This is a genomic window from Streptomyces silaceus, from assembly GCF_001419745.1.
Taxonomy (GTDB): Bacteria; Actinomycetota; Actinomycetes; order Streptomycetales; family Streptomycetaceae; genus Streptomyces; species Streptomyces silaceus.
This window is the reverse complement of sequence record NZ_LIRJ01000277.1, coordinates 1-6,114: the sequence shown is the minus strand read 5'-3', so window position 1 is coordinate 6,114 and position 6,114 is coordinate 1. Positions and strand designations below refer to the sequence as shown.

Sequence of the window (6,114 nt, the reverse complement as noted above, 5' to 3'; positions counted from 1 at the left end):
GTGTCGGGGGAGGCCGTGGGGGAGGTGGTGGTGCCGGTGGCGTCCGGGGTCCCCGAGTCCCCGCAGGCGGCGGTGGCGAGCGTCAGGGGGAGGGCGAGGGCGAGCGCACAGAGCCGTATCCGGTGCCTCATGCACCGACGCTAGACCGGAGCGTCACGCTCCGACAATGTGTGTGCGCTCGCCGGGTGGGATCAGCGGCGGATCCCGCCGATCCGCGCGGGGCGCCGCCGCTCCCGGGCCGGGGCTAGCCGGCCGCGCCGTCGGTGGCCCCGCCGCCCGCCGGGGCGTCCCGCAGCATGCACGTCAGGCGCGCGCTGCACACCCGCTTGCCCTGCTCGTCGCTGATCGCGATCTCGTACGTCGCCGTGGAGCGGCCCCGGTGCACCGGCGTGGCCACGCCGGTGACCAGGCCGGAGCGGGCGCCGCGGTGGTGCGTGCAGTTCAGGTCGACGCCGACGGCGAGCTTGGTGATGCCGCCGTGCAGCATCGCGCCCACCGAGCCGAGGGTCTCGGCGAGGACGGCGGAGGCGCCGCCGTGCAGCAGGCCATAGGGCTGGGTGTTGCCCTCGACCGGCATGGTGCCGACGACGCGCTCCGCCGAGGCCTCCAGGATCTGCACGCCCATGCGGGTGCCGAGGTGCCCCGCGGAGAACAGGGCGGGCAGGTCGACACCGAGCGAGGCGTACTCGTCGATGACCTCCTGCGGGAACTTCACGCTGTGCTGCTCACCCATGGGGCCCGGCTCCGATCGTTCGTCGTCCGCTTGTCGCTGAGCAAACGCTCAGTCGGTCGCCGATTGTTCCAGGCGTACGACGACGGACTTGCTGGCAGGGGTGTTGCTGGTGTCGGCGGTGGCGTCCAGCGGCACCAGGACGTTCGTCTCCGGGTAGTACGCGGCGGCGCAGCCCCGGGCCGTCGGGTAGTGCACGACCCGGAAGCCCGCGGCGCGGCGCTCCACGCCGTCCTGCCACTCGCTGACGAGGTCGGCGTACGACCCGTCGGCGAGACCGAGCCCGGCGGCGTCCTCGGGGTGGACCAGGACCACGCGGCGGCCGTTCCTGATGCCGCGGTAGCGGTCGTCCAGGCCATAGATCGTGGTGTTGTACTGGTCGTGCGAGCGCAGGGTCTGCAACAGGAGCCGGCCCTTCGGCAGGGCCGGGTACTCGACGGGGGCCGCCGTGAAGTTGGCCTTGCCGGTGGCGGTGGGGAAGCGGCGCTCGTCGCGCGGGGCGTGCGGCAGGGCGAAGCCGCCGGGGCGGGCCACCTTCGCGTTGAAGTCCTCGAAGCCGGGGATCACGCGCGCGATGCGGTCGCGCACGGTCGCGTAGTCCTTCTCGAACTCCTCCCACGGCGTACGGGAAGCGCTGCCGAGGACGCGGCGCGCGAGGCGGCACACGATGGCGGGCTCGGACAGCAGCTGCTTGCTCGCGGGCGCCAGACGGCCCCGCGAGGCGTGCACCATGCCCATGGAGTCCTCGACGGTGACGAACTGCTCGGCGCTCTTCCCGTCCGGGGAGATCTGCACATCGCGCTCGGTGCGCCCGAGCGTCGGCAGGATCAGGGCGCGGGCGCCCGTGACGACGTGCGAGCGGTTCAGCTTCGTCGAGACGTGCACCGTCAGGCGGGCGCGGCGCATCGCGGCCTCGGTGACGTCCGTGTCGGGAGAGGCGGAGACGAAGTTGCCGCCCATCGCGAAGAACACCTTCGCCTCGCCGTCGCGCAGCGCCCGGATGGCGCGGACGACGTCCAGGCCGTGCTCGCGGGGCGGCGCGAAGCCGAACTCCTTCTCCAGGGCGTCCAGGAACGCGGGCGCGGGCCGCTCGAAGATGCCCATCGTGCGGTCGCCCTGCACATTGGAGTGGCCGCGCACCGGGCAGACGCCCGCGCCGGGCCGCCCGATGTTGCCGCGCAGCAGCAGGAAGTTGACGACCTCGCGGATGGTGGGCACCGCGTGCTTGTGCTGGGTCAGCCCCATCGCCCAGCACACGACGGTGCGCCGGGAGGCGAGCACCATGCGCAGCGCCTCTTCGATCGTCTCGCGCTCCAGGCCCGTCGCCGTGAGGGTCTCGTCCCAGTCGGCGGCGCGGGCCGCCGCGACGAACTCCTCATAGCCGTGGGTGTGTTCGCGGACGAAGTCCTCGTCCACCGCGCCGTCCGTCTCCAGGATCAGCTTGTTCAGGAGGCGGAAGAGGGCCTGGTCGCCGCCGAGGCGGATCTGCAGGAAGAGGTCGGTCAGGGCGGTGCCCTTGAGCATGCCCTGCGGGGTCTGCGGGTTCTTGAAGCGCTCCAGTCCGGCCTCGGGCAGCGGGTTGACCGTGATGATCCGCGCGCCGTTGTTCTTGGCCTTCTCCAGGGCGGAGAGCATGCGCGGGTGGTTCGTGCCCGGGTTCTGCCCGGCGACGATGATCAGGTCCGCCTTGTAGAGGTCGTCGAGCAGGACGCTGCCCTTGCCGATGCCGATCGTCTCGGTCAGTGCGGAGCCGGACGACTCGTGGCACATGTTCGAGCAGTCGGGCAGGTTGTTCGTGCCGAGCTCGCGGGCGAACAGCTGGTAGAGGAACGCCGCTTCGTTGCTGGTGCGGCCCGAGGTGTAGAAGACGGACTCGTCGGGGGAGTCGAGGGCCGTGATCTCCTCGGCGATGATGTCGAAGGCCCGCTCCCAGGAGACCGGTTCATAGCGCTCGGCGCCGTCCGCCAGGTACATGGGGTGGGTGAGGCGGCCCTGCTGGCCCAGCCAGTACCCGCTGCGGGTGGCCAGGTCGGCGACCGGGTGCGCGGCGAAGAAGTCGGGCGTGACGCGGCGCAGGGTGGCTTCCTCGGCGACCGCCTTCGCGCCGTTCTCGCAGAACTCCGCCTTGTGGCGGTGGTCCGGCTCGGGCCAGGCGCAGCCGGGGCAGTCGAACCCGTCCTTCTGATTGACGCGCAGCAGGGTCAGCGCGGTGCGGCGCACGCCCATCTGCTGCTGCGCGATCCGCAGGGTGTGACCGATCGCGGGCAGGCCCGCCGCCGCGTGCTGCACTTCCGCGACCTGCGGCGCGTCCTGGACCGGATCACCCTTGGGCGGCTTGCTTGCCATGGTCGGCTCCCCTTCGAGCACCTGCGTGAGCTACGTCTCCGATCCTCCCACGCACCGGTGACACTGCCCGGCTCAGGGGTCGGGCGGGGCCGGACTGTCAGTGGGGCGTGGCAGGATCGGGGACGTGGCAGAAACAGCATCGAAGAAGAAGTCCGAGACCGCGGCGACGAAGGCCCCCGGGGCGGGCGGCGAGCAGCGCCCGCGGCTGCTCCTCATGGACGGGCACTCCCTGGCGTACCGGGCGTTCTTCGCGCTGCCCGCGGAGAATTTCACGACGGCGACGGGCCAGCCGACGAACGCGATCTACGGCTTCGCGTCGATGCTGGCGAACACGCTGCGCGACGAGGCGCCCACGCACTTCGCGGTGGCGTTCGACGTCTCGCGCAAGACGTGGCGCTCCGAGGAGTTCCCCGAGTACAAGGCGAACCGCTCCAAGACCCCGGACGAGTTCAAGGGGCAGGTCGAGCTGATCGGCGAGATGCTCGACGCGATGCACGCGGTGCGCTTCGCGGTCGACGGCTTCGAGGCGGACGACGTCATCGCCACCCTGGCCACGCAGGCGGAGGCGGCCGGCTTCGAGGTCCTGATCGTCACCGGCGACCGCGACTCCTTCCAGCTGATCACCGACCACGTGACGGTGCTGTACCCGACGAAGGGCGTCTCGGAGCTGACGCGCTTCACGCCGGAGAAGGTCCAGGAGAAGTACGGCCTGACCCCGAGCCAGTACCCCGACTTCGCGGCGCTGCGCGGCGACCCGTCGGACAACCTCCCCGGCATCCCCGGTGTCGGCGAGAAGACCGCCGCGAAGTGGATCAACCAGTTCGGTTCGTTCGCCGACCTCGTGGAGCGCGCCGAGGAGGTCAAGGGCAAGGCCGGGCAGAACTTCCGCGACCACCTGGAGTCGGTGAAGCTCAACCGCCGTCTGACGGAGATGGTCCGCGACGTCGAACTGCCCAGGACCGTCGAGGAGTTGGAGCGCGCGGCGTACGACCGTACGGCGCTCGCGATGGTCCTGGACACCCTGGAGATCCGCAACCCGTCGCTGCGGGAGCGCCTCCTGGCCGTCGACCCGGGCGCAGAGGAGGCCGAGCAGGTCCCCGCGGAGCCGGGCGTCGAGCTGGACGGCGCGGTGCTCGGTGCGGGCGAGCTCGCCCCGTGGCTGGCCGAGCACGGCAAGGCGGTGCTCGGCGTCGCCACGGTCGACACCTGGCAGCTGGGTGCGGGCACGGTCACCGAGGTCGCGCTCGCCGCGGCGGGCGGTGCGGCCGCGTGGTTCGACCCCTCCACCCTGGACGAGTCCGACGAGAACGCGTTCGCGGCGTGGATCGCCGACCCGGCCCGGCCGAAGGTCATGCACAACGCCAAGGGCGCGATGCGGGTCTTCCCCGAGCACGGCTGGTCGGTCGACGGCGTCACCATGGACACGGCGCTCGCCGCGTACCTGGTGAAGCCGGGCCGCCGCTCCTTCGCGCTGGACGCGCTGTCCCTGGAGTACCTGGGCCGTGAGCTGGCGCCCGCGTCGGCGGCCGACGGCCAGCTCGCCTTCGGTACGGAGGAGGACGACCAGGCCGAGGCCGAGTCGCTCATGGCGCAGGCCCGTACGATCCTCGACCTCGGCGCGGCCTTCGGGGACAAGCTCCTGGAAGTCGGCGCGGGCGACCTGCTGACGGACGTCGAACTGCCCACGTCCACGCTCCTGGCCCGCTTGGAGCGGCACGGCATCGCGGCCGACCGCGCGCACCTGGAGTCCATGGAGCAGCAGTTCGCGGGCGCGGTGCAGCAGGCGGTGAAGGAGGCGCACGCGGCGGCGGGCCGCGAGTTCAACCTGGGCTCGCCCAAGCAGCTCCAGGAGGTCCTCTTCGGCGAGCTGAACCTCCCCAAGACGAAGAAGACGAAGACCGGTTACACCACGGACGCCGACGCGCTGGCCTGGCTCGCCGCCCAGACGGAGAACGAGCTGCCGGTCATCATGCTCCGCCACCGCGAGCAGGCGAAGCTGCGGGTGACCGTCGAGGGTCTGATCAAGACGATCGCCGCGGACGGCCGCATCCACACCACGTTCAACCAGACGGTGGCGGCGACGGGCCGGCTCTCCTCCACGGACCCGAACCTCCAGAACATCCCGGTCCGCACGGACGAGGGCCGGGCGATCCGCCGCGGCTTCGTGGTCGGCGAGGGCTTCGAGTCCCTGATGACCGCGGACTACAGCCAGATCGAACTGCGCGTGATGGCGCACCTCTCCGAGGACGAGGGACTCCTCGAGGCGTTCACGTCCGGCGAGGACCTGCACACGACGGTCGCCTCGCAGGTGTTCGGCGTGGACGGCTCCGACGTCGACGCGGAGATGCGGCGCAAGATCAAGGCCATGTCGTACGGCTTGGCGTACGGCCTGTCGGCCTTCGGCCTGTCGCAGCAGCTGAACATCGACGCGGGCGAGGCGCGTGCGCTGATGGACACGTACTTCGAGCGGTTCGGCGGGGTGCGGGACTATCTGCGCCGCGTCGTCGACGAGGCCCGCGCGACGGGGTACACGGAGACGATGCTGGGGCGCCGCCGGTATCTGCCCGACCTCAACAGCGACAACCGCCAGCGCCGTGAGATGGCCGAGCGGATGGCGCTGAACGCGCCGATCCAGGGCACGGCCGCGGACATCGTCAAGATCGCCATGTTGAACGTGCACCGCGCGCTCACCGAGGCGGAGCTCGACTCCCGCATGCTGCTCCAGGTCCACGACGAAATCGTCCTGGAGATCGCGCCGGGGGAGCGCGCGAAGGTGGAGGAGCTGGTCCGCAAGGAGATGGCGGGTGCGGTGACGCTGCGGGCGCCGTTGGATGTGTCGGTGGGGGTGGGGGCGGACTGGGAGTCCGCCGCGCACTAGCCCTCCCGGGCCGGGAGACCACCACCGGGCTCGGCCCCCCTCGGCGGGGGCCTTGCCCTCGTGGGGCGGGCCTTTTGGGCTGCTCTGTGGGTGTTCTGGGGGTGCTCCTCTGCGGGTGGGGTGTGGTTGCTCGCGCAGTTCCCCGCGCCCCTTCGGGCGC

At 71.6% G+C, this 6,114-nt stretch carries 3 protein-coding genes; 1 reads left to right on the top strand and 2 read right to left on the bottom strand.

The window, feature by feature from the left end; translation table 11 throughout:
• Positions 1-244 precede the first annotated feature (244 nt).
• Both AOK22_RS24515 and AOK22_RS24510 read right to left on the bottom strand, forming a co-directional pair.
• Positions 245-733: a PaaI family thioesterase gene (locus AOK22_RS24515; protein WP_055700874.1), complete on the bottom strand. Its 489-nt coding sequence runs from the start codon at positions 731-733 to the stop codon at positions 245-247.
• A 48-nt stretch (positions 734-781) separates the two neighbouring features.
• Entirely contained in the window at positions 782-3,076 is a 2,295-nt protein-coding gene (locus AOK22_RS24510; RefSeq protein ID WP_055700873.1) for an FdhF/YdeP family oxidoreductase, read from the bottom strand.
• 124 nt (positions 3,077-3,200) lie between these two features.
• Between AOK22_RS24510 and polA the strand changes: the two genes are divergently transcribed.
• Positions 3,201-5,954 carry a DNA polymerase I gene (gene polA / locus AOK22_RS24505; protein ID WP_055700872.1) on the top strand — a complete coding sequence of 918 codons (2,754 nt, stop codon included), beginning with the start codon at positions 3,201-3,203 and terminating at the stop codon, positions 5,952-5,954.
• Positions 5,955-6,114: the final 160 nt, after the last annotated feature.